General features: G+C 73.7%; 15 protein-coding genes. 8 read left to right on the top strand and 7 right to left on the bottom strand.

Annotated features, from left to right (window positions below; genetic code table 11):
• Window positions 1-56: 56 nt before the first annotated feature.
• Window positions 57-668 carry a DUF4232 domain-containing protein gene (locus ACGFS9_RS01650; protein ID WP_393249686.1) on the top strand — a complete coding sequence of 204 codons (612 nt, stop codon included), beginning with the start codon at window positions 57-59 and terminating at the stop codon, window positions 666-668.
• A gap of 136 nt (window positions 669-804) precedes the next feature.
• On the opposite strand, the gene ACGFS9_RS01645 is transcribed toward ACGFS9_RS01650, so the two are convergent.
• Window positions 805-5,079 (bottom strand): discoidin domain-containing protein, encoded by a 4,275-nt coding sequence (locus ACGFS9_RS01645; protein ID WP_393249684.1) that lies wholly within the window; start codon window positions 5,077-5,079, stop codon window positions 805-807.
• 881 nt (window positions 5,080-5,960) lie between these two features.
• Here ACGFS9_RS01645 and ACGFS9_RS01640 point away from each other — a divergent pair.
• Window positions 5,961-7,307 carry a Rieske 2Fe-2S domain-containing protein gene (locus ACGFS9_RS01640; protein ID WP_393249682.1) on the top strand — a complete coding sequence of 449 codons (1,347 nt, stop codon included), beginning with the start codon at window positions 5,961-5,963 and terminating at the stop codon, window positions 7,305-7,307.
• A gap of 30 nt (window positions 7,308-7,337) precedes the next feature.
• Here ACGFS9_RS01640 and ACGFS9_RS01635 read toward each other — a convergent pair whose 3' ends face one another.
• Entirely contained in the window at window positions 7,338-8,549 is a 1,212-nt protein-coding gene (locus ACGFS9_RS01635; RefSeq protein WP_393249680.1) for an MFS transporter, read from the bottom strand.
• Window positions 8,550-8,819: 270 nt separating this feature from the next.
• On the opposite strand from ACGFS9_RS01635, the gene ACGFS9_RS01630 reads away from it, so the two are divergent.
• Window positions 8,820-9,329 carry an SRPBCC family protein gene (locus tag ACGFS9_RS01630; RefSeq protein ID WP_393249678.1) on the top strand — a complete coding sequence of 170 codons (510 nt, stop codon included), beginning with the start codon at window positions 8,820-8,822 and terminating at the stop codon, window positions 9,327-9,329.
• Between the two features lie 134 nt (window positions 9,330-9,463).
• Here the strand turns inward: ACGFS9_RS01630 and ACGFS9_RS01625 are convergent, their stop codons facing one another.
• Both ACGFS9_RS01625 and ACGFS9_RS01620 read right to left on the bottom strand, forming a co-directional pair.
• On the bottom strand, window positions 9,464-9,817 hold the full coding sequence (locus ACGFS9_RS01625; RefSeq protein ID WP_393249676.1) for a hypothetical protein: 354 nt from the start codon (window positions 9,815-9,817) through the stop codon (window positions 9,464-9,466).
• Window positions 9,818-9,906: 89 nt separating this feature from the next.
• Window positions 9,907-10,563 (bottom strand): hypothetical protein, encoded by a 657-nt coding sequence (locus tag ACGFS9_RS01620; RefSeq protein ID WP_393249674.1) that lies wholly within the window; start codon window positions 10,561-10,563, stop codon window positions 9,907-9,909.
• Window positions 10,564-10,833: 270 nt separating this feature from the next.
• On the opposite strand from ACGFS9_RS01620, the gene ACGFS9_RS01615 reads away from it, so the two are divergent.
• Entirely contained in the window at window positions 10,834-12,618 is a 1,785-nt protein-coding gene (locus tag ACGFS9_RS01615) for a SpoIIE family protein phosphatase (protein ID WP_393249672.1), read from the top strand.
• A 45-nt stretch (window positions 12,619-12,663) separates the two neighbouring features.
• On the opposite strand, the gene ACGFS9_RS01610 is transcribed toward ACGFS9_RS01615, so the two are convergent.
• The gene (locus ACGFS9_RS01610) at window positions 12,664-13,947 is read right to left on the bottom strand and encodes a phosphatase PAP2 family protein (RefSeq protein ID WP_393249670.1); all 1,284 of its coding nucleotides are present in this window, start codon (window positions 13,945-13,947) and stop codon (window positions 12,664-12,666) included.
• A 379-nt stretch (window positions 13,948-14,326) separates the two neighbouring features.
• Between ACGFS9_RS01610 and ACGFS9_RS01605 the strand changes: the two genes are divergently transcribed.
• A complete protein-coding gene (locus ACGFS9_RS01605; protein WP_393249668.1) occupies window positions 14,327-15,127 on the top strand; it encodes a class I SAM-dependent methyltransferase in 801 nt (266 codons plus the stop codon).
• 181 nt (window positions 15,128-15,308) lie between these two features.
• Window positions 15,309-15,656 carry a VOC family protein gene (locus ACGFS9_RS01600; RefSeq protein WP_393249666.1) on the top strand — a complete coding sequence of 116 codons (348 nt, stop codon included), beginning with the start codon at window positions 15,309-15,311 and terminating at the stop codon, window positions 15,654-15,656.
• A 52-nt stretch (window positions 15,657-15,708) separates the two neighbouring features.
• On the opposite strand, the gene ACGFS9_RS01595 is transcribed toward ACGFS9_RS01600, so the two are convergent.
• Window positions 15,709-16,746 carry a ferritin-like protein gene (locus tag ACGFS9_RS01595; protein ID WP_393249664.1) on the bottom strand — a complete coding sequence of 346 codons (1,038 nt, stop codon included), beginning with the start codon at window positions 16,744-16,746 and terminating at the stop codon, window positions 15,709-15,711.
• 437 nt (window positions 16,747-17,183) lie between these two features.
• Between ACGFS9_RS01595 and ACGFS9_RS01590 the strand changes: the two genes are divergently transcribed.
• A complete protein-coding gene (locus ACGFS9_RS01590; RefSeq protein ID WP_393249662.1) occupies window positions 17,184-18,986 on the top strand; it encodes a PP2C family protein-serine/threonine phosphatase in 1,803 nt (600 codons plus the stop codon).
• A 2-nt stretch (window positions 18,987-18,988) separates the two neighbouring features.
• On the top strand, window positions 18,989-19,465 hold the full coding sequence (locus ACGFS9_RS01585) for a response regulator (RefSeq protein ID WP_393250480.1): 477 nt from the start codon (window positions 18,989-18,991) through the stop codon (window positions 19,463-19,465).
• Here ACGFS9_RS01585 and ACGFS9_RS01580 read toward each other — a convergent pair.
• Window positions 19,417-21,783, bottom strand: coding sequence for an ATP-binding protein (locus ACGFS9_RS01580; RefSeq protein WP_393249660.1), 2,367 nt, complete (start codon window positions 21,781-21,783; stop codon window positions 19,417-19,419). The genes ACGFS9_RS01585 and ACGFS9_RS01580 overlap by 49 nt on opposite strands.
• Window positions 21,784-22,043 lie beyond the last annotated feature (260 nt).

Genomic DNA, 22,043 nt, shown 5'->3' with positions numbered 1-22,043 from the left:
ACCGACCGACGGCGCGGGCGCACCTCTGCCCGCGCCGGTGAACAGGAGTGGAGAGCATGCTCATGAGCGACCGCCACAGCACCGCCGACCAGAACGCCGTCACCGCCCCGGGCGACGGCCGCAGGGACCGCCGGCTGCGCCGCGCCGCGCTCGCCGCGACCGTGGCCGCCGCCCTGGGCCTGACCGGAGCGGGCGTCGCCAACGCCGCGGGGGGCGGCGCGCGGACCGGCACGGCCACCCCGACCTGTGCCGCCGCAGCCCTCAAGGCGACCTTCGGCGAGAAGCTCGCCGGAGGCATGAACCACGAGGGCGTCGTGGTGAGGCTGCGCAATCTCAGCGGCACCACGTGCGCGCTGCGCGGCTTCCCCGGCCTGGGCCTGGAGGACTCCGCGCACAGGACGCTCACCTCGCACACCCACTGGGGCGACACCTGGTACGCGGCGAACCCGGGGAAGCGGACCCTGGTCCTGGAGGACGGCGAGAGCGCGGAGGCCGTCGTGGCCTGGACGCACGCCAACGCGGGCACCGACGACGCCGTGCACGCGTCCTACCTCGAGATCACCCCGCCCGCCTCGACCCGTCACAAGACCCTCGCCTTCCCCGAATGGGTCGACCACGGGGACCTCAGCGTGACCGCTCTGGCCCGGCACATCGACATCCCGCGCTGAGCGGGAGCCGCTCCGGATCGGACCGGGGACGGGGCCGTTCGGCGGCGCCCTCCCCGGCCGGCGGCGGACACGGGCGCGGGGCCGTCCTCCTCGGAGGGCGGCCCCGCGCCGTCGGTGTGTCAGTCCACCTCGCGGGTCACTCGACGTTGATCTTGAACGTGCTGGTGGTGTTGCGGATGTCCCGGGCGTTGCCGCTCATCCGCAGGTTGCGGAAGGTGGCCTCGCCGACCGCCGGACCCTGGCCGGGCTCGGGGAGTTCGTTGGCCCAGATGCCGAACCCGGACTTGGCGTCGAAGGCGTCGCCGCTCTTCTTGGAGTTGGTGATCGAGATGTCGGTGAAGACGGTGTCCTTGACCGGGAACTGCGGCTGCCCGCCGACATAGTTGGTCTGGAACATGACGCCTCCGTAGGTGGAGTCGTCGATGTCGACGTCGTTGACCCGGATGCCCTGGAACACCTTCGACGCGGAGAAGGCCCAGATGGCGGGGAAGACCTGGGAGCCCCAGAAGTGGCCGCCCGTTCTCTCCAGCGAGACGTTCTCGATCGTCGTGGGATCGGTCCCGAAGCCGTTCATCGGGTAGCCGAAGTCCAGCGAGGAGATCGTGATGCCGGAGTACACCAGGGTGTCCGCGACCCGGATGTTGCGGAAGGTGTTGTGGTAGCCGCCGTAGACGGCGATCCCGGCCGCTCTCCAGGTCAGGGTGGACGTCAGGTTCTCGTAGAGGTTGTTCTTCTCGTCGGCGCCTCCGGAGTCGATGGCCGAGAAGAGCGCGAAGCTGTCGTCGCCCGTCGCGCGGGCGTCGTTGTTGACGACGTGGTTGTCCGTGGAGCCGTTCGTCATGTTGACGCCGTCGGCGAACGTGTCACGGATGCGGGAGTTCTTGATCGTCATGTTGTCGGTGTTCGCGCCCCAGTAGAGGCACACCATGTGTTCGACCCAGACGTTGTCGATCGTGATGTCGGAGACGTTGGAGAAGTCGAACACCTTGCCCGGACCGTCGATCCGGGAGGTGTAGTTGCCGAAGTAGGCGAAGCCGGCGAACGTCGAGCCCTTCGCGGTCGCCTCGGCCCGGAAGCCGATGTCGGTGTTCTCCTGGGAGGACGGGGCGTGGAAGCGGGTGAACCACGGGCCGGCTCCGACGACCTTGACGGCCTTGCCGTAGACCTGGAACTTGCTCGCGGTCTCGTAGTCGCCCGCGGGCAGGTAGACGCCGACGAGCTTGCCCGTGGTGTCCATCCGGACCTTGTCGAGCGCGTTCTGCACGTCCTGGTGGGAGAAGCCCGCGGGGACCGCGTAGGCGGCCGGGTCCGGGTTCGCGGCGGCGGTCGCCTGTTCGGTGTTGACGAAGTCGATGGCGTAGGTGGAAGTGTTGGCGGCGTCCTTCTGGAGACGGATCTTCGAGCCCGCCGGCACGGTCTTGCCGAGGAGCAGGTTCGCCTCGTCGTAGATGTGGCGCGGTGCTCCGGAGCCGGGCGAGTTGCCGGGCGCGGTCTCGCTCCCGTAGAGCCAGGCGTACTGCGAGGTCAGGTCGATGGCCTTGAGGAACTGGCCGTCCACGTAGACGTTGAGGGTGGTGTTGGTGCCGTCCGGGATCGAGAAGCGGGTGACCAGGGTGTTGGTGGCCGCCCGGGTGGTCCACTCGACGTACTGGCCGGTGCCGCTGAGCGTGACCGCCTTGCGGCCGCTCGCCTCTCCGGCGATGTCGCCGACGGTCCGGTTCGGGCCGACGACCTTGGCGCCGCCGCCGACCGTGCCGTCCTCCGCCTCGTACATGTCGTACGGCATGTCGGCGCCGCGCCCGACGAACAGGGGCTGGCTGGTGGTGTTGTTGGCGCGCTTGACCGGGAGTTCGTTGGCGTCGTCGGCGATGACCGTCTTGACGGTGTACTTGCCGTTGCCGGCGGTCCACGTGCCGAGGCTGACCGGAGCGGTGGTCTGGCCGGCGGCGATGGCGCCGCTGTAGGAGCCGGTGAGCGTCTTGACGGTGGCGCCCTTGGAGTCCTGGACCGTCAGGGTCACGCCGTGCGAGCCCGCGGCGGAGGCGACGGTTCCCTGGTTCTTGAGGGCGACGGTGAACTTGACGTCGTCCCCGGCGGAGGGGCTGGACGGCGACCACGCGACGGGCGCGGCCACCAGGTCGGAACTGGAGACGGGCTTGACGACGAGGGCGTCGGAGCGGGTGAAGGTGTTGTTCGCCTCGTTCTGCTCGATGACCTTGCCGGCCGGGTCCACCTCGGCCCCGACGGAGTAGCTGCCCGCGTCGCGGGCGCCGATGCTCGCGGAGACCGTTTCGCTCTCGCCGGCGGCGAGGGCGGGGACGTCCGCCGTGGCGACCTTCGTTCCCCCGAGGGTGAAGTTCAGGTCGGTGGCCTTGGACGCCTTGGTTCCGCTGTTGGTGACGGTCGCGGTCAGGCTGATCGCGTCCGACTCGACGGGGGCCGCGGGGGTGCTGGTGATACCCGTGACCCTGAGGTCGGGGTTCGCCGCCGGGGTGCCGACGACCTGGAACTCGGCGACCTGCGCGCCGGGCGCGCCGGTGTTGGAGGTGAACGTGAGCCGGACGTCGGCGGCGGTGCCGGAGACCGGGATGGTCACCGTGTTGCCGCTCGCGGGCGAGAACGTGTAGTCCTTCGCCGCGGCGAGGGAGGTGAACGTCGTGGCGTCCTGGTCCCGGCCGAGCACCTGGATGTTCTGCGTGCGCGTCGCCCACGCGGCGTCCGGACTCAGCTTGACCACGACCTGGCCGAGGTCGGCGTTGGCGCCCAGCCGGGTGGTGAGGGTCGCCGGGTAGGCGCCGCCCGCACTCTCCCAGTAGGTGCTCGTCGAACCGTCGTTGGCGTTGGCCGCGACGTAGGTGAAGGTGGAGGACGAGGCGTCGATGGGCTTGCCCTGGGCCAGGTTGGACCCGCCTCCGGTGGAGCCGGTGCGGGTGACGCTGTTGCTCGCCGTGGAGACGTTCCCGGCGGCGTCCTTCGCCTTCACGGCGTAGGTGACGGTGGCCGTCGGGGAGGGGGTGTCGGTGTACGTCAGGACGTCGCCCGCCACGGAGGTGACGATCCGGTCGTTGGCGTAGACGTCGTAGCCGGTGACCTTGACGTTGTCGCTCGACGCCTGCCAGGTCAGCTTGACGTCGTTGCCGGACTGGGTGAAGGCGAGGTTGCCCGGGGCGGTGGGGGCCGTGGTGTCGCCGGTCGCCCCCTTGCGGGTGACGCTGTTGCTGTTCGCGGAGGCGTTGCCCGCCGCGTCCCTGGCCCGCACGTAGTAGGTGACGTCGGCGCCGGCGGGCTGGGTGTCGGTGTACGTCAGGACGTTTCCGGCCACGCCGGCGCGCAGTTGGCCGTCCGCGTAGACGTCGTACCCGGTGACGGCCGTGTCGTCGGTGGCCGCGCTCCAGGTCAGTTTGATCTGCCCGGTGGCGGGTTCGGTGTAGGCGAGGTTCGTCGGCGCGGTCGGGGCCTGGGTGTCGCCGGTGGCGGGGCCGTAGACCTCCAGTTCGGACACCTGGCCGGCCGGCCAGCCGGTGTTGGCGGTGATCAGCACGCGGACGTAGCGCGTCGTGGTGGTGTCGAGGCCGATGGTCGCCGACTGGTCGTTGCCGCTGTCGAAGGTGTACGCCTTGGAGGCCGTCAGGTCGGTGAAGTTCTGGTTGTCGGTGGAACCCTGGATCTTGAGGGTCTGGGTCCGGCTCGGCCATCCCGCGGGCAGCCGCAGGGCCACCTGGTTCACCTTGACGGAGGAGCCGAGGTCGACCTGTATCCACTGCGGGAAGGCGTTGTTCCTGCTCTCCCAGTAGGTCGCCCGGTTCCCGTCACCGGCGTTCGCGGCGCCGTACACGTCGGCGTGCCCGCTCTCGGTGAACGGCTTCCCCTGGGCGAGGTTGGGCGTCGAGGCGGCGCTCGTGAGCACCTGCATCTCGGCGAGTTGCGCGGTGGGGGCGGCGGAGTTGTCGCTGAAGTCGGCGCGGACGTAGCGGGCGAGGGTCGCGGGGAAGGAGACCTTCACGGTGTTGCCGTTGCCGGGGCTGAAGACGTACCGGGCGGACGACCTGAGGGTGGCGAAGCTCTTGCCGTCGGCGCTGCCCTGGATCGCCAGCGTCTGCCTGCGGGTCTGCCAGTGCTCGGGCAGGCGCAGCACCACCTGGCGGACGCGCCGGGTGCGCCCGAGGTCGGTCTGCACCCACTGGGCGGACTTCCTTCCGGCCTGCCAGTAGGTGTCGCGGTCGCCGTCGGTGACGTTGGCGGCCTGGTGGGCCTCGCGGGCGCTTCCGGCCCTGGTCGCGCTGTCCGCGGCGGCGTCGGGGCCGCCGGCGGCGTTGGCGCCCACGGCGGGCAGGCCCAGAACCATGACGGCGGAGGCGAGCACAGCGGTCGCTGCGCGGCGTCTCCACGATCTCGGCTGGTGGTCAGTCATGCGGGGTCACTCCCTGCGGAGGCTCGCGCGCCGGAGGGGCGGCGAGGTCGGCTCGTTCCTGGCAGAGCGGTGGCGCGGTCCGGTATGCGGGACGGCACGGTGTCGTCGTCCCCGGACGACTGCACGCCTCACGTGAGCGCGCGCAGCTTCTTGCAATGATTCATCGCAATATTGCAGAGCAATGCACAGGCGTCTACGGTCCGTGCGCCACAAGTTTCACGTCCGTCCGGACCCCGACGAACCGGAAGTACCCGGTGCAGGAGCCGACCCGTCTGGGAGGGCACCTCCCGTCACGTCCCGAACACGGAGCGAGCGACCGGGACAGGGGATCGACACTCACCGCCTCAGCCCGCCAAGCCGTGGAGACAGCGCCGTACCACGCCCGCTCGCGGCCCGACCCGCCACTCCCCCGGCCCCTGCGCCGACGCTCACCGCGGGCACCCGATGCAGCACCGCGCCGGACCCTCACACCTGAACGCAGGTCACGCAAATTCTTGCAAAGCCCGGGGGTGCTCGCCCCTCCGATACCGGCGCTCACCTCACGCAACCGATTGCGCGTCCTGGACGGCAGCGGGGGTGCCCCGCGGAGCGACGTCCCCTCCCCGGGCACGCGGAATTCGTCCGCGAGCTCCTCGAACGGCTCCGGTCCGCGCCGCGCCCCCACCCCGCCGGACGCGCCGCTGCCACACCAACGCACCCCCACGGTTGCCGTGAGGCGGAGCCCCGGCGACCGTGGGCGGGAGGCCCCCCGCGAGACGGCGACGGCGCACCCCGCGGGTCGCGGGTCTCCGGCGCGGTGCCGCCGGGCGGGACGCCGCGCCCGCGAGAGACGGCCCGACGCACGTCAGGATGTTCCGCCCGAACGCAAGGGACCCCAGACCATGACCCAGGCCCGCCCCGACCGACCCGGAGCAGACCGGCCGGACCGAGCCGTCACCGCCGCACCCCGGCCCGGCGCGGACGGACGCCCGCGGACGTCCGGCGGCCCGGTGCCCGATCTCCGGCGGACCGGGATCGCGCCGGACCACTGGTATCCGGTCGCGACCTCACGGAGCGTTCGGCGCGAACGCACCTTCGCGACGGCCTTCGCCGGCCGTCGGATCGCGCTGTACCGGGGACGCGGCGGCGTCGTCCACGCCCTGGAGGACCGCTGCGCGCACCGGCAGGTGCCGCTGAGCATGGGCGTCGTCGAGGGCGACATCCTGCGGTGCTGCTACCACGCCTGGGCCTACCGGGGCGACGGGCGCATCTCGCAGATCCCGTATCTGCCCAAGGGCTGCGAGCGACCGCCGCGCGGGGTGCGCTCCTACCCCGTCCGCGAGGCGTACGGCCTGGTGTTCGTCTTCCCCGGGGACGCCGGCCGGGCCGAGGCCGCGGCCTTCCCCCGGCTGCCCGAGTACCACTCGCCCGCCCACCGGACGATGACGTTCTCGCGCACGGTCCACTGCCACTACTCGTTCATGCACGAGAACCTGCTCGACATGAACCACCAGTTCCTGCACCGGAGCGTGCTCGGCAGGATCCGTCCCGAACTGCTCGGCTACGAGGCCGGGACCCGTCACGTCGAGGCGCGCTACCGCTTCGTCCCCGCCGGAGGCCGCAAGGACCGGGGCGCCGGGCTGCTCTCCTCGGAGGGCGTCGGCGGGCGGGACACCCCCGACGTCATCACCATCCGCACCGAGTACCCGTACCAGACGCTGCGGGGCGTCCCCGAGGGCGGCGACCTCCCGGCGTTCTCGCTCTGGGCCGCCTATGTGCCCGAGGACGCGGAGCAGCGCCGGAACCACGCCTACGGCCTGCTCACGATCGCGAAGCCGTCGGTCCCGGGGGCCATCCATCTCGCCTGGCCCCTCATCCGCCGCTTCACCGAGCGGGTGTTCGCGCAGGACAGGACCGCGGTGGAGGCGGAGCAGCGCGCCTGGGACGAGCAGGGCGAGGACCGCAACCACGAGGTGTTCCCGCTCATCCTCGACCTGCGCGACGTGCTGCGGAGCAACGGGGTCGCGCTGCGCCCGCCGGAGGCGTGGGGTCCCGGGGCGGCCTGCGGGCCGCCGTCCTCCGGAGCGCCGACGGGCGCCCCGCAGGACGCGAACGGCGACATCCGACGGACGCCACGCGCGGCTCCGGCGGCTCCGGCGGCTCCGGCGGCTCCGGCGGCTCCGGCGGCTCCGGCGGCTCCGGCGGCTCCGGCGGCTCCGGCGGCCGAGGGTGCGACCGGGGCCGAGTAGCCGGGGCACCGACGACGTGGGCCCGATCGCTCAGACGGTGGGGGCGGATATCTCGCGTTCCGCGGCCGGCATCCCCTCGGAGACGATCGCGGACCGCCGCTGCCCCCGGTCCATCAGCCCGCCCGTGAACGCGAGGCCCAGTCCCGCCAGGGCGAGCGCCGCGCCGACCAGGTTGGGCGAGGCCCAGCCCCAGCCGGCGGAGATGACCAGGCCGCCGAGCCAGGCACCGCCGGCGTTGGCCAGGTTGAACGCGGAGTGGTTGGAGGCCGCCGCCATGGTGGGCGCGTTCCGCGCCTTGGCCATGAGGAGCATCTGGACGGGCGTGGTGATCAGGGAGCCCATCGCGCCGATGAAGACGATGGTCAGCAGGGCGGGCACGGTGCTGTGGACCGAGAAGTAGAAGGTCACCAGGCCCACTGCGAGCAGGACCAGCCCCGCGTAGAGCGTCGGGCGCAGGGCCCGGTCGGTGAGCGGTCCGGCGAGCAGCGTGCCGAGCGTCATGCCGACGCCGTACAGGGCGAGGATCCAGGTGACCGACGTGCCGGAGACTCCGGTCAGGTGCGTGAGCATGGGGACGAGGTAGCTGTACACGGCGAAGAATCCGCCGAAGCCGACGACCGCGGTGGCCAGGCCCATCACGACCTGCCGGTTGCCCATGGCGCGCAGTTCGTGGCGGATGCCGGACTGCGCGCCGCGCGGCTGGTGCGGGACGAAGGCGGCCAGCGCCGCGAGGGCGGTCAGTCCGATGACGGCCACCGCGCCGTAGGCGGCGCGCCAGCCCAGGTGCTGGCCGAGGGCGGTGCACAGGGGAACGCCGACGATGTTGGCGACGGTGAGACCGAGGAACATCCTGGAGACCGCTCGGGCGGCGCGCTCGGGGGCGACGAGGCGCGAGGCGACGACGGCGCCCACGCCGAACAGGGCGCCGTGCGGGAGCCCCGCCAGGAAACGGGCGGCGAAGAGGGTGCCGAAGCCCGGTGCGAGCGCGGACGCGACGTTGCCGACCACGAACAGCCCGGTCAGGAGCAGCAGCAGCTTCTTGTGCGGCACCCGGGCGCCGATGCCGGTCAGCACGGGCGCGCCGACGACGACGCCGAGCGCGTACGCCGACACGACGTTGCCGGCCTGCGGTACCGACACGTCGATCCCGTCGGCGATCTGGGGCAGCAGCCCCATCGTGGCGAACTCGGTCGTGCCGATGCCGAACGCGACGACGGCAAGGGCCAGGAGAGCCAAGGGCATGGTGCGGGGGAACCTTTCGGGGACAGCGGGCAGGGGACGCGGGAGAGGCGGGGCCGCGGTCCGCCCGCGCCTCCCGTGTCCGGTCGTGCCGAGCGCCGTTGCCCGGAGCACCTTCCCGACCAGTGTGAGCCCCCGGGAGGGGGAACGGCGCCGAGGGGTCCCGCATTCCGGGACCGGCCGTCGCGCGACGACCCTGCCCTCGGTGCGCGGCGCGGTGCGTGCCATGATCCCTACTCGTCGGTAGTTCCGTGTCCCGTCGGGAGGATCGCCATGACCCGTGTGTTCACCGTGAGCGGCAGCATCGTCGTCGGCGTGTCCCCGGAGACCGCCTTCCGGGCGGTGAGCAGCCCGGCCGACATGGGCCGCTGGAGTCCGGAGAACCGGGGGACGACGGATGACGGCCCGGCCGGTCCGGCGGTCGAGGGCAGCACCTTCGTCGGGCGCAACAAGCGGGGTGTCTTCCGCTGGGTCACCCGGTGCCGGGTCGTCGCGGCCGATCCCGGGGTCCGCTTCGCCTTCCGTGTCCGCGCGATCGGAGTGGGCCGTCCTCGTCTGCGGGCCCCGATCGCGACGTGGGAGTACCGCTTCGAGGCCGTCGAGGGCGGCACACGGGTCACGGAGACGTGGACGGACGACCGCCGGGCCTGGCCGGCGTTCGCGGCCCGCGCCTTCGACTGGATCGTGACGTCGGGGAAGACGTTCGCGCAGTTCCAGGAACGCAACATCGCGATCACGCTGCGCAATCTCAAGCGCGAGCTGGAGCACGACCGGGCGGTGTGAGCGGCCCGATCCGCGGGCCGCGCGGCGTGCGACCCGGCGGGCGGATGCCTTCGCGGGCCGCCCGCGCCACGCCGTGGCCCACCGTCGCGCCTCTCCGCGCGGCTGTCGGCGGGTCGGGCCGGCCCGTGGACCGATCAGCCGGTACGGGGCGCGCGCGGCGGGCGGGACAGCAGCAGCACCGCGCCGACGACCCCGGCCGCGAGGAGGCCCCGGGAGGAGCGCCAGGACAGCACCGACCACCGGGACTGCGCGGACAGGACCGATCCCGTGCTCAGCCACGATCCCGCGGAGATCAGCGACAGTGAGGAGCCGATCGACCCGAGGGAGAGCGCGCTGCCGACCGATCCCACCGACAGCACCGAACCGACGGAGCCGACCGACAGCACCGAACCCGCGGACCCGATCGACAGGACGGAGTCCCGCGACCACAGCGAGAGCACCGAACCGGACGCGTCCCGGCCGGCCGTGGGTGCGCTGAGAGGTGCCATGGGGCCATCCTGCCCGATGCCGGTCCGCGGCGGGAGCGGAGTCGGCCGGGCCGGGCTCCTCGGACGACGCCGCTGCCCGCGCCCGCGGGTCACGTGGCCGGTGCGGCCTCGGCGATGTCCTGGTGCATGTGCCCCATCAGCTCGCCCATTTCCCGGACGTCGGCCGTCGGGTTCTCGGCGTCGCGCGCCGCGCGGCGCAGCCAGTCCGCGGTGGTGAGCGCGAGCGCGGTCGCGTCCTGCTGCCGGTTGTCGCCGAGCAGTTCCTCGACGCGGAAGGCGAGCCCGCCGAGCGTTTCGTCGTTGGTCTCGGGGATCAGGTAGCCGCGGAGACCGGCGGGTTCGGGGGTGCGGGACCTGGCGTGCCGCACCGCGTCGAGCACCTCGCGGTCCTCGCTGTACTGGTCGAGGTGGCCGAGCAGGACGTAGATCCGTGCCGTCAGGCGGGGCAGGCCCGGATGGTGGTCGAGCCAGACCATCAGCTGCGGCTGGCCGCCGAGATGGTCGACGAGCGGCGTCAGCGCCTCGACCGACTTCGTGGGCAGGTCCCAGTGGTGCGGGATCATCCGGGCGACCTCGTCGGCGAGTGCCGTCTCGTCCTCGGTGCCGATCTCCCCGGAGACGAACTCCGCGATCTTGGCGTTGTCGAGGACGAAACCGTCCCGGGTCGCGCGGGCGGCGCGCGTGGAGACGCCGTGCCGCCGGCGCAGCAGCTCACCCACGCTCTTGAGGAGCGGCTTGTCGTGCACGAGACCTCCTGGTGAACGCTCCCGGGAACCGGCCGGCCGGGCACCGTGACCGGTGGTGCCGCGACTGCTGCATCACGCCGCCGACCGGTGGACGCGATCGGCACTAACACCGTGCCGCCGGGTCTCCGGGAGCGCGCGCCCGGTGACCCGAACGGGTGCGGCCGGGACGGGGCGGCGGCGGGGCCCTGCCGAGCTGGGGAGGCGGCGCACGCGGGCGGGACGGAGCATGGGGAGATCACAGGACGGTGGCGCGCGGACGGGAGGGCACGGGTGGGTGGTGGGCGGGAGGACCGCAGCTTCGAGGAGGACGCCGGGGCGCGCCAGATCGCGGCGCTCAACCGGATGGCGGGCCCGGCCGGGGACGGCTCCGGTGACCTCGCCGACCGGATGCGCGGCCGGGAGACCGACCTTCTGGTCGGGCACGCGCTCGCCCGCGCGGACACGCTGCGCGAGGCGCTGGCGCTCGTCCCGCGGCTGGCCGACGGCTCGCTGCCGCTGGACGGCCAGGTGGTGCTCCGCTCGGACCGTGAGCGGCTGCACTGCGTGGCCCGGCTCGGGTTCGAGGACCGCGGGGTCGACGACCTCGCGGTCCCGCTGACGGCCGGCCATCCGGCGGCGCAGGCGCTCCGCACCGGCAGGGCCGTGTTCCTGCCCTCGGCCGAGGAGTTCGCCGACCGGTTCCCCGCCGCGGGGACACCCCGCGGCGGGGACACGCAGGAGGCGTGGGCCTATCTGCCGCTGACCACCTACGGGCAGGTCACGGGCGTGTGGGTGGCCGGATTCGGCGCTCCGACGGAGATGACCGAGGGGGTCCGCGCGCTGCTGGCCACGGTGGCGCGCCTGCTCGGGCAGACCATCGAGCGCACATACACCGACGAGGCGGATCTGGCGCTCTCGCAGAGCCTGCGCAGCAGTATGAGCCGTGTGGGTCCGGGCGTCGACGGCCTCACGGTGGCCGCCCGGTACGTCCCCACCGGCGGCGGGCTCATGGTCGGCGGCGACTGGTTCGACAGCCTCACCCTCCCCAGCGGCCGGCTGGGCCTGGTGATCGGCGACGTGCAGGGCCACGACCTGCACGCGGCCGGGCTGATGTCCCGGCTGCGCACGGCGATCCACGCCTACGCGGCCGAGGGGCACGGGCCGGACGCCGTTCTGGTGAGGGCCTCGCAGTTCCTCGCGGCGCTGGACGAGGACCGCTTCGCCACCTGCATCTACCTGGAGGCGGACCCGGCCACCGGGACGCTGCGCGTCGCCCGCGCCGGCCACCCCCATCCCGTGCTGCGCCTGCCGGACGGCACCTGCCTGCTCAAACACCTCGACGGGGGGCTGCCGCTGGGGCTCGGACTCGGCGAGGACGACTACCCGGTCAACGTGCTCACCCTGAACGAGGGCGAGGTGCTCATGCTGTGCACCGACGGTCTGATCGAGAGCGGCGGCCACGACATGTACTCGGGGTGGCTGCGGGTGCGGGGCGCCCTGTCGCCGGGGACGTCCGAGAACCTCGACGCCATGGCGGACCGGCTGCTGAACGCGGTCGTCACGCCGCGGGAGCCGGGTGACCGGTCGCGGCCCGCCCCGCTCACCGAGGACGACGTCGCGCTGCTTCTGCTCCGCCGGGACGTGGGCGGCCCGGCCGCCGTCCCGCCCGAGCGGCGGCTCGTCCTCACGCTCGAACAGGATCAGGCCCGCGGGCTGTCCGACGCCCGGCGCGAGCTCCAGGGCCTGCTGCACGACTGGGCCGGCCCCGGCCAGGTGGACACGGCGGTGCTGCTCACCTCGGAGCTGCTCGGCAACGTGCTGGTGCACACCGACCAGGCGGCGGTCCTGCGGGCCGAGATCAGCGGCACGCCCGAGCACCGCCGGCTGCGGGTGGAGGTCACCGACCGCAGCGACGACGTACCCCACCGGCGGGCCCCCGGCGAGATGTCCTCCTCGGGCCGCGGCCTGGTCCTGCTGGACCTGCTGGCCCACCAGTGGAACGTGCGCCCGGAGCCCGAGGGCAAGACGGTCTGGTTCGAACTCGACGAGGACCGGCCCGAGGACATCCCGGTCTGACCGCGCGGTCCGCCCGCGCCCGAAGATCGCCGGCCCCGCCCGGGCTCACGCCTGCTGGAGAGCGGGCTCCAGCTGCCCGGCGGCGGTTGTCTTCCCTCCGGGTTCGGCGTCCCAGCGGCCGGTGGTGCGCACGTAGCGGTGGATCACCGATCCCGTCGCGAGCAGCAGGAGCGGGCCGTACACCCAGGGATGCCGCGCCATCTCCAGGGGCAGCAGCCGGTAGGACACCAGCAGCGCGGTGAACACCGTCGCGCCGAGGACGACCAGGCGGGTCCCCGCGCGGTCCCAGCCGCGGTCGAACAGACGCATCGCGGCCTCGATGGTGAGCGCGAACACCACGCCCGCCAGCAGATCGGCGCCGTAGTGGTAGCCGAATCCGAGGGTCGCGGTGAGCGTGCCGACCAGCCAGAAGGCACCGGCCCAGCGCATCGCGCGCGGGGCTCTGCGCGAGTGGACGAAGAGGGTGGTGGCCCAGGCCGTGTGCAGGCTCGGCATGCAGTTGCGGGGGGTGACCGCGTCGAACGGGACCGCGTGCGGGGCGACCGCCGGCGGCGCCGTGTTCGGCCACAGGTCGGCGACCGCCCAGTGCCCGCCGTCGGGTCCGTAGGCGAAGACCGGGCCGACCACGGGGAAGATCATGTAGATGGCCGGGCCGAGCAGGCCGATGACCAGGAACGTCCGCACCAGGTGGTGGCCCGGGAAGCCCCGCTCGGCCGCGACGTTGCGCAGTTGGTACAGGCCGAAGAGGGCCGCCGCGAGCGGGAGCTGGCCGTAGACGGCGCCGAGTAGATGAGTGCCGACCGGATCGGTGGCCGCGACCAGGCGGCCCACGACCCACGAGGGGTTGCCGAGCGCGTGGTCGGCGGCGGACACGTACGGGTCGAGCACCGCGTGGCGGGTCTTCGAGGTGATCAGCAGCCAGGTGTCGCCCGTCTTGTGGCCGCCCACCAGGAGCAGGCCGAGCCCGACTCCCTTGAGCAGCAGGGCGCGCTCGCGGCCGGTGCGCCGGGTGACGGCGAGCACCGCGCAGCCGAGCATCACCCACAGCGCGCCGCTGCCGAAGTTGAGGTCGGCGCCGGCCGCCCAGCGCACCAGGGTGAGGACCACGTCGATGGCGATCGCGGCGCCGGCCGCGGCGAACCGCTGCCGCCAGGTGAGCACCACCATCATCAGGGCGAGACCGGCGTACAGCAGCGGCCCCGAATGCGGGGCGAGGACCATCTCCCGCCCGAGGTTGGCGAGGGGGCCCGCTTCGCCGTACCCGCGCGCGACGATCTCCAGCGCGACGAGGAATCCGGCGGTCGCCACGCCCGCGGCGGCCCACAGCACGGCCCGGTGACGAGATCGCCGGGCGGACGCGGTGTCGTCGTCCGGCCGCGGGGTCTTGCGCGAAGTCTCAGATATCAACTGTCCGGCCGATGTGTCAGGTGGTGGTCATCCGGGCTCACCCTTCTCGCTGGACGGCAGGATGCCGCAGGAAAAGCCGGGCGATCAGGCGATCACCGTGAGTCCGATGATGTTATCGGAGGGGGTCAAGCAGGTTTCGTGGTCCGTCGGGCGCGCACGACCCGGCCGCGCGGAGCCCGGCGCCCTGCGGCGCGGGCGGACAACTGTCAGGCTGGTGAGGACCGGCCGGCACCCCTGAGGGAGGCCCCATGGCACGGACGGACACGGCAGCCGCGGGTGGCCGGGGGCGGGTGCGGCGGTCATGAGCGACGCTCCGGCGCCCCAGGGCGGCTACGGGAGGGACCTGTTCGCGCCCGAACACCCGGAGGAGGCCGGGCGGATCGACGCGGCGGCGCTCGTGTACGACCCGGTGACGTTCCGGCGCCTGCGGGCACTGGGCGCGGGGGCGGGCGGCCGGTGCCTGGAGGTCGGGGCGGGCACGGGCACGGTGGCCCGCTGGCTGCTGGACGAGGCGGGCGCGGCCGAGGTGGTCGCCCTGGACCGGGACACCTCGGGCCTGGAGACCCTCGCCGGACCCCGGATCAGTGTGGTGGCCGCCGACCTCCGGGACGAGGACCTGGACCTGGGGCGCTTCGACGTGATCCACGCCCGGTTCGTCCTCATGCACCTGCCCGAACGCCGCCGCCTCGTCTCCCGGCTGGCGCGCCGGCTGAACCCCGGCGGCTGGCTGGTGCTCGCCGACGCCGTGGAGCTGCCCGACGGCCACGACACGGCGTCGGCGTACCGGCGCACCATGGACGCCATGTGGCGGGCGCTGGCGACGACGATCGGCACGGACATCTCCACCGTGCCCGCGTATCCGCGCTTCCTCCGCGAGGAGGGGCTGCTGGACGTCGCCGGGGAGGTCGTCTGCCCGCCGCTCACCGCCGGCGGTCCCCTGGCCCGCTTCTGGTCCGAGACGTGGAGCAGGATGCGGCCGCAGTTGGAGGAGACGGGGCTGGTGGACGCCACCGCCGTCGACGCGGCGCTCGCGCGTCTCGCCTCGCCCGACCTCGCCGTGTTCGGTCCGGGGATGGCGATGGCATGGGGACGGCGGCCGTGAGCGGCCGTCCCGCGCGGGCCGGGGCCGCCCCTGCGGACCCTGCGCGCGGCGCAGGCGGCGGCGCCTCGCCGCCGGCAGCCGGGTGCGGCCGTGGACCCGCCCGCGCCGCGGGGCGGAGCGCATTCCCCCCGAACGCACCCGGCGCCGCGGACGCCGGAGAGCCGGAAGAGAGGTTCACGTCATGAACGTCAACCGCGTTCTCGCGGTCGCCCCGGTGCGCGACATCGAGAAGGCCGTCGCCTGGTACGAACGGCTGCTGGGCCGGCCGGCCGACCGCAGGCCGATGCCCGGGCTGGCGGACTGGCATCTCACGTCCGCCGGCTGGGTCCAGGTGTTCCAGGACCCGGAGCACGCCGGCTCCACGCTCCTCAACCTGGCGGTGGACGACCTCGACCGGGAGCTCGCCGCTCTGTCGTCCCGGGGGCTGACGGCCGGGGAGGTCCGGCCCGGAGCGGGGCGGGTGCGGTTCGCCGCCCTGCACGACCCCGACGGCAACCGGGTCACCCTGATCGAGAACCCGGTCGAGTGAGGGCGGCGGGCGCCGCGCGGCCGAGGTCCGGCGGAGCCGGGAGGCGACGCGCTCAGGCGGGCCGGAACTGCGGACCGTACGTGTACGGGGTGCCCGGGATCGGCATCTCCATCAGTTCCACGGCGGGAGACTCCAGCCGGCCCATGCCGCGCACGGCCGTCATCAGGCTGCCCGTGTCGCCGTCCGCCCACGCCGCGTCGAGCGAGTCCAGCACGCTCGCATAGGCGCTGTCGAAGGCGTCGAGGAGCCTCCGCGCCTCGTCGGGCGGGGCGTCCCAGCCGCCCGCCGGAACCGTGGCCATGGGCCGGGCGTCGGGAAACGGGACGGCGCTTCCGGTGTACCGCCAGCCGCCGTCCTCGTTCAGCCGCCGACCGTGGTAGATCTCGGCGAAGGCGTAGTAGTGGGCGACGTGGTCGTCGCCGGGGGCGTCGGCGGGCGAGGCGGACGTGCCCTCCCCCTGCTCCCGGATGACGCCGATGGCGTGCTCCACGTCGTCGGTCGTCCGGATCACGACCAGGTCGTCCTCGCCGATGCGCTGCCGCAGCTGGCGGGCCGCGGACAGCTCGGGCGCGGCCGACCGGAAGGTCCGCAGCAGTTCCTCGTAGAAGGCCCCGATGCTGAGCGAGCCGTCGCCGGTGCCGGCGAGGGGGGCCGCCGGGGCCTCGATGGCCATCATCACGTCGCGCACGAACGGCTTCGTGAGGCCCGACAGGTGAACGGTGAGCCCGGGATGGACGCCGCCCGGCAGCGGTCCCGGGTAGACGGGCGCCGCCGCCCGGATGCGCGGCCTGCCGCCCACGGCCGCCAGCAGGTTGCAGACCACGCCGAAGTGGTACATCTCGTCGAGCACCACGCGCCGGATCAGCTGGGCGGCCTCACTCCTGCGGTCCCTGACGGACCACCAGCCGCACAGGTACGGCGGGATCGTGCTGAACTCGATCTCCACGGCCACCTGGAGGGCGGAGCGGAGCCAGTCGTCGCGGCGGCTCCGGCGCGGCACGGCGAGGAGGCGCTCCACCGTCCCGCGCCCGGCGGCGGACGACCGCCCCGAGGCCGGGCGCTCCGCGGCGGCGGCCGACGGGGCCGCCATCGGCCCGGCTGCCGCGAGAGCGGCCGACGCCAGGAAGCCGCGGCGCCCGAGCGGCGCCGCCCCTGTCCCTCCGGGGGTTCGTCCCGTCTCCGCCACCGCAGCCTCCGCGCTCGCCCAGATCCGGTACCGGCCGGCGGGCCGGGCGGCACCCAACGATCGTGAAGCTAACAGCCCGGTGCCTCCGTCCCGGACCGCCCGGGCCGTGTGGCGTCCCCTCCCCCACCGACAGCCCAGCGCAGCCCGGCATCCGGCCCCCGCTCCGCGCCGTGGGACGACGGACCGCCGCTTCGGGGGAAACCGGACGGGAGCGGGCGCATCGCGGTTCGGACACGGGGAGGCCGTAGGGTTCCCGGAGCAGGTAGTTTCCTCATGACAACAAATTCAGGTCGGGCGGGTCCACATCCGCGCCCGCACGGCGCGGAGGAAGAAGCGGGGCCATGCCAGAGAAACCCGAGCGGGAAGGACGGGCCGTGGGCGACGCGGCCCGTCCCGCCGCGGGCGACGGGTGGTCCAAGGCGCTGCACGGCCTGTGGCTGGCGGCGAACGACATCCAGGACGTCACCGATCTCGCGCACCTGGTGTACGAGGCGCTGCTGACCGAGCCCGGCGCTTTCGTGACGGCCGGAGCCCGCTGGAGCGACCACGGACTGATCTACTCGCGCACCCTGACGCGGTCCATGGCCGCCCCGGACACCCGCCGCCCCCCGGCCGGACGGAACGGCCCCCTCGCCGACGCGCTCCGGCGGCGCGGAGCCGCCGCCGCGGACGGCCCCGTGGTCGTCGAGCACGACGCCCTGGCACGCGACACCGCGCTCTGGCCGGACGACGTGATGCGCGCGTTCGCCGACGCCGCGGTGGTGCTGGAGTGCGTCTTCCCGCTCGGCACCGACCGGGCGGCGATGTGGGTGGGCCTGGACGCGCCGTCGGACCATCTGCCGGTGCTGCGGACCCGGCTGAAGCAGGTGTCCGAGATCCTGATGTCGAGCAACCACCGCTTGCTGGTCCACCGGGCCCACGAACGCCGTCAGGTGGAGGACGCGTTCCTCGCCGAGGCCTCGCTTCAGGTGGACTCCAGCCTGGACGTCGAGGAGACCCTGCGCCGGGTCGCGCGCCTGGCCGTCCCGGCGGTGGCCGAGGGCTGTGTCGTGCATCTCTTCGGAGCCGACGGCCGGCTCACGCCGGTGGCCTCGGCCCACGTGGCCGCCCCCGCCCAGGACTGGCTGGCGGAGGTGTCGCTGAACGACGGCTGGCTGGGCAAGGCGCTGCGCGGGGCCTCGGAGCAGGTCGAGGGGGCGTTGCTGCGCGGTCCCGACCTGGCCGGGGGGCCGTTCGGCGCCGACGCGCGAGGGCACGGGGCGGCCGTCCGGGCCGTGAGCATCAGTCCGCTGCGCGCCCGGGGACGCGCGCTGGGCACCCTCACGTTCCTGCACCACAACGCGGACGGCGTCGAGAGCCTGCGCATGCTCGGCGATCTCGCCGGCCGGGCGGCCCTCGCCATCGACACGAGCACGCTGTACGAGCAGCGCCGGCGGCATGTGGAGATCCTCCAGCGGCACCTGCTGCCGCGGGATCTGCCCGAGGTGCCCGGGCTCGTCCTCAGCAGCGCCTACGAGGTGGCCGACGCGTCGCTGGAGGTCGGCGGCGACTTCTACGACGCGGTCCTCGCCGGTGACGGCCGGCTCGCCCTGATCATCGGGGACGTGTGCGGACGCGGGGCGGAGGCCGCCGCGCTGACCGGCCTGGCGCGGCACACGCTGCGCACGCTGCTGGAGGACGGGACCCCGCCGGGGCAGGCCCTGTCCCGGTTGAACCGCGCGCTCGTCGGGGAGCGCAGCACCCGTTTCGTCACCGCGCTCGTCGCGCTGTTCACGCCGGTGTCCGACGGCTGGGAGGTGGAGCTGGCCAACGCCGGCCACCCCAGGCCGCTCGTACGCGGCGCCGACGGCGTGAGCGTGGAGGAGGTGAAGGCCGGCGGCATACTCCTCGGCGTCCTCCCCGAATCCGCCTACACGCCCAGCGCGCTGAGGCTTGGCGAGGGCGAGTCCCTCGTGCTGTTCACCGACGGCCTGCTCGAAGCCCGGGGCGGGGACGGTACCTTCTTCGAAGAGCACCTCGCGGCCGCGGTCCGCCGCAGCGGCGGGGGATCGTCCGCGTCCGAACGGCTGATCTCCCTGGCAGCGGAGTTCCGCGCGGCAGGCGACGACGACACCGCCGTACTGATCGCCGAGGTGAGGACGTGACCGTGCAGGGCGCGAACGAGGGCAGCCGACGGGTCGACAACGGTCGGATCCTGGTCGTGGAGGACTCCGCAGAGGACGCCGAGGCCATCGAGCGGGCGCTGACCCGCACGCATCCGGACCTGCGGCTGGAGTTCACCGACCACGGCGAGGGGATCGCCGAGCGGCTCCTGGACTCGGCCGACCTGCCGGGCCTGGTGCTGCTCGACCTCAACATGCCGGGACTGAGCGGGCACGCGGTGCTCGGCGCGATCCGCAGCCACCCGCAGCTCGCCGAGGTGACCCTGATCGTGTTCACCTCGTCGACGGCGCCCGCCGAGGTCGACGCCTGCTACGCGGCAGGCGCCGACAGCTACATCTACAAGCCGGTGAACTTCGCCCTCTTCCGTACCGTGCTGAAGGGCGCCATCGACTACTGGCAGCAGACGAAGGGTCAGGACGGCTCGGGCTCCACCGCGCCGGGGGCTCCGAGCGTGAAGTAGAACGTCGTTCCCCGGCCCGGCTCGCTCTCCAGCCAGATGCGTCCGCCGTGCCGCTCGACGATCCGCTTCACCACGGCGAGACCCACTCCGGTCCCGCCGCCGAACTCGGCCGGTCCGTGCAGCCGCCGGAACAGGTCGAAGACCTCGCCCTGCCGGCCGGTCGGGATGCCGATCCCGTTGTCCCGGACGAGCACGGCCCGCTCGCGGGCGGTCCCGTCCGGCGCGGGGACGCCGCACACGGCGATCTCCACGGTGCGGTCGGGACGGTCGGCGGCGTACTTGGCGGCGTTGACGAGCAGGTTGACGAGGATCTCGTAGAGCCGGTCGGGGTCGGCCTCGATCGGGCCCAGCGCGGCCGGGCGGACGACCGTGACGTGCTCGTCGGCGAGGCGCGGCCCGGCCACCTCCAGGGCGGCGTCCACGACCGTGTCCAGATCCAGCTCCGCGCGCCGCAGGCCGCCTCGGCCCAGCCGGGCGTAGTGCAGCAGGGAGTTGAGGAGCTCGTCCATCCGACCGGCCAGCCGCCGCATCGTCTCCAGGCGCCGCACGCTGGTGGCGTCCAGGGCGTCGGCGGCGTCCTCCAGGGTGAAGGTGGCGGCGTTGGAGATGCCGCGCAGCGGTTCCTTCAGGTCGTGGGCGGCCGCGTGGGCGAAGGAGTCCAGGTCCATGTTGATCAGACGCAACTCGTCGTTGAGGCGGCCGAGTTCGCTCGCGTGGCGCAGGACGAGACCGGTGAGCATGCGCCACATCTCCAGTGCGGCCGACTGATCCTGGGCGGACCACGGCAGGCTGCGCCCCCGCATGACCGACCGGAAGACCGCGCCGGAGCCGCGCGGGGTCAGGCGTTCCCCGCGGGGGCCGACACGGACCGGCGTGGCCGGGTCGGCGGCCCACTCGCGGGGCATCGGCCGCTCCGCGCGGGTCCAGGCGAGGAACTCGCCCGACCGTCCGAGCGAGACCATCAGCACGCCGGCGGGTCCGGCCGGATCACCGTCCGCGCCGCCGGCCGCCTCCCCGGCCGGGAGTTCCGGCAGCCGGTCCGTCGCCCATACCGTGCCGGGCGTCATCGAGGCCGCCCTGCGGCCGAGTTCGGACGCCAGGCGGTCGGAGAGCGGCAGTCCGGCGGCGACCACGCGCCCGGAGCGGGCCAGGGCGATCCCGTCGGCGTTCGTCAGTTCGCGGAACGCCTCCTCGTGGCGCAGCAGCGACGCCTCCACGTCGGCGTCGAGGAGTTCGGCGACGGCGCCGGCGCGGGCCCCGGAGCGGGCGAAGCCGTCGGCCCGCTCACGCTCCTCGATGGCCGCCAGTTGCAGGGAGAAGGCGGCGCCGAACAGTTCGCAGGCTGAGCGGAGTTCCGGTGCCAGCACCTTGGGCGCCGCCCCGTGACAGGCGATGAGGCCCCACAGGTTCCCCTCGCGCAGCACCGAGACGGACATGGACGAGCGGACCCGGATGTTGCGCAGGTACTCCAGATGGAACCCCGAGACCGTACGCAGCGCCGCGCCGGACAGGTCCAGGGGCTCGCCCGTGGCCGGCCGGATCGCCGGGTGGAGGCGGACGGTGGGGTCGTCGACGTCCGTGATGACGCGGATCCAGTTGTCCTGGTAGAGCCGGCGCGCCTGCGGGGGGATGTCGGTGGCCGGGAACCACAGGCCCAGCCACGGCTCCCAGGACTCGGTGACCTCCTCGGCCACCACCTCGCCGGGGCCGTCGGGACCGTCGAAGCGGTAGGCCACGACGCGGTCGAAGCCCGTCAGGGCCCGGATCTCCCGCACGGCCGTCCGGCAGCAGTCGGCGACCGTGGCCGCCGACCGCAGCCGGGCCAGGGCTCGCCGGACGCCCTGGTAGAAGCCGGAGAAGAGGAACGCCTGCTGTTCGTCGCGGGGCTCGAACTCCAGCAACAGCAGCGGGCCGCTGCGGTGGGCGGACAGGTCGAAGGGGCCCCGCGTCCCCGCGGCGCCCGCCGTCACCGGCAGCGCGGCGGAGGACGCCTCGTCACCGCCCGTGGACTCCAGCACCTCGGCCCAGTCCCCGGCATCCATGACCGCGGTGACCGGCCCGCCGACGAGTTCCTCGGCCGGCACGCCGAGCAGCACGCCGGTGTTGGCCGCCGCCGTGTCGACCACGCCGGTCGCCGCGTCGACGGCCAGCAGGGTGCCGTACGACTGGACGCCGCCCAGCAGGTGGATCGGCTCCCGTACGCATTCCGACAGGTCGAAGCCGCCCGGCACCGCCTCCTCCGCCGCCTGCGCCCGCCGCGACAGCCAGTCATCCCCCACGGGCCTGCACCTCCGATTGAGCCGATCGTTCCCGCGCATCCTCCCCCACCGGCGGGGACCGGGCGCACCCGACACCCGAGCGGGGCCGACCGGGACCGCCCGCACCTCACCCCGACGGGGGCCGCGCACGGCTCCTGCCCGTCCCGCCGGCGGCGACCGCCGTCCCCGTCCCCGGCGCGGCTCCGCGGGACCCGTCGTGTGAAGGTTCCGTGACGGACCGGGCGGACGAAGAGAACGCGCATGATCCGCGGGCTTGCGGAAAGGCGAACCGGAACCGCCCCGGACCACCTCCGACGGTG

The organism is Streptomyces sp. NPDC048566, assembly GCF_043199735.1.
Lineage (GTDB): Bacteria > Actinomycetota > Actinomycetes > Streptomycetales > Streptomycetaceae > Streptomyces.
Note: the sequence above shows the minus strand (reverse complement) of the source record. Positions and strands in the feature narration are given on the sequence as shown.